At 62.2% G+C, this 2,066-nt stretch carries 3 protein-coding genes; 2 read left to right on the top strand and 1 reads right to left on the bottom strand.

Annotated features, from left to right (window positions below):
- Nucleotides 1-238: putative immunity protein (locus tag LQV45_RS27950; RefSeq protein ID WP_374208315.1), on the bottom strand; the 238-nt coding region annotated here is incomplete at its 3' end.
- A 322-nt stretch (nt 239-560) separates the two neighbouring features.
- Here LQV45_RS27950 and LQV45_RS27945 point away from each other — a divergent pair.
- Both LQV45_RS27945 and LQV45_RS27940 read left to right on the top strand, forming a co-directional pair.
- Complete coding sequence (locus tag LQV45_RS27945) at nt 561-1,493, top strand: hypothetical protein (protein WP_230010159.1); 933 nt, start codon at nt 561-563, stop codon at nt 1,491-1,493.
- 82 nt (nt 1,494-1,575) lie between these two features.
- Nucleotides 1,576-2,066: DUF1801 domain-containing protein (locus tag LQV45_RS27940; protein ID WP_230010156.1), on the top strand; the 491-nt coding region annotated here is incomplete at its 3' end.

The following is a 2,066-nucleotide window of genomic DNA, read 5'->3' as shown; positions in this document are numbered from 1 at the left end:
CCGCAGCAGGGCTGGTCACCTCGCGTGCGGCACGGCCGGCCACAAACCGCCGGCGGATCTCGTCGGCGGCACTGAGTTCACCGCGGGCGAAGGCCCGCGCCCGGGCGATGGCGTCGCGGGGGCGATCATCTGCCGGCGCCTCGGCCTCAAATAAAGCCACAACCCGCTCAGCGCAGTCTGCGGCCCAAGTCGCGACGACGCGGCGCTCGGGCTCACTCAGCGTCTGCGGAGAAGCCATATCAGCACCATACACATGCTGTGCAGACCGGTCGGCTTACGGGCAGTGCGATGGACGCGAATCTCGGTCTCGATACGTGGGCACGTCTGGATTCCCGGCCGGAACCCTGGACATGACTTGGGTGTGCCGGACCCGCCCCTAAAGCAATGCCGCCTGTTCCGGCTGGAGGTCTCTACCGGGCGGGTCGCAACCTGGGTTCCCATCGGACTGCGACAGAATCGGAATCGGGTTCAGCCTGTGGGCCCACTGACGGCACCAGAAACTCCCAGGCCGGGCAGTGTCGACTTGAATCGATCGACCGCCACAACGAAAGCGGGTCATTGTGGGCATCTTCAGGAAGAAGTCTCCCGAACCGGAACCGCTTGATTCGCACCTCACGTTCTTCACGATTTCAGGCGCTAACCATTTCCGAACGATCACGCGCGAAGTTTTCGCCGAGATGGGACTCGAAGTCCATGTTCAGCCCGGCCACGCTGTCGATGACTCCGGGCGTGAATTCGGATTTTGGAACGTGGCCGCCGCTTGTGGTGACCAGCCGCAATCCTTGTGGCGGGACCTGATACGCGAACATCTTCAACGCGTTCTGGCGAGCTTCGACGCACCCGATCCGTTCGACATCCTTGCCCCTGCTGATGTAGCGAAGCAGACTTTCGCACGCCTTTATGATGAGGCGAGCATGCCAGGGATCGACGGCTACCCGCACAGGGAGTTCGCGCCGGGCATCGTCGAGATGATCGCGCTCGACCTCCCGGACACGGTTACCGTTTTCAGTCACAACAACGCAAACAAGTTCGGCGGGTTCGAAGCCCTCAGAACCCAGGGTATTGCGAACCTTCGCGGGCTGGCAGTCGAAAAACTCGAAACCCTCCCTGCACCGGGAGGGGGCTCGTTCACGGCTCTGTTAGGTGAATCTGTCTATACCGGGAGCCGGGCTCTGCTTCTTCCCGACTTGGCCTCAGAAGTCATGGGCAAGCGCGTCCGAGAAGAATTCGGCTGGCTCATGAGCGTCCCGAACCGACACCAAGTCGTTTGGCACATCATCGAAGACGCCACCGTCATTTCGGCGGTTAACGGAATGGCCCGATTCGCCGCCATGGGATACAGCGATTCACCTGCACCGGTGAGTCCACACGTCTTTTGGTGGAACGGGACGAGCTACGAGCAACTTACCGAGGTGTCCGACGATGGTGGCCTTGGGATACGAGTAAGTCCAGCATTCCAGGCCGTCCTGGAATCGATAGCTGCGGACAGGTAGCAACTTCCCCGAAGAGCCCGATACGGCTCGCGAGAAAACGGTTGTGGTTCCGTCTGGCGATGGGTGAGGAATAATACCCTCCATGACCAGCGGGGAGATCGGTAAGAGGGAAGCCCAAAAGCCGGCAACGCGCACCGGTGCGCGTGTTGACGTCGCCCCAACTCTGCCGGAATCCATGACCGGCAGGGCAAGCCCGGCGAAAGCGGCGGTCGGCGACAAGCCGGTCTTTGCATATATCGTCAGCCTGCCACAGCCGCAGCGGGGCATCGCCGAAACGGTCGATGCTTTGGCGGCAAAGACACTGCCCGGCCTCCGGCGCTCAGTGAAGTGGGGCATGTCCTACTACGGAGTCGGCGACGGGTGGTGCTTCAGCTGCGGCGGCTTTGCTGGCCATGTCAAGCTCATGTTTGTGAATGGCGCAGCGCTCGAGCCTGTACCTCCGGTGACACCGGTGGGGATGGGCAAGTCGACTCGGGGTGTGGAACTCGAATCCATGGACGACGTCGACGAACGCCAGATCGCGGCGTGGATGAAGCAGGTCGCGTCCGTGCCGGGCGTCGGGGGCAAGAAGCG

The organism is Microbacterium sp. Bi128, from assembly GCF_918698205.1.
This window is presented reverse-complemented; position numbering and strand designations above follow the sequence as displayed.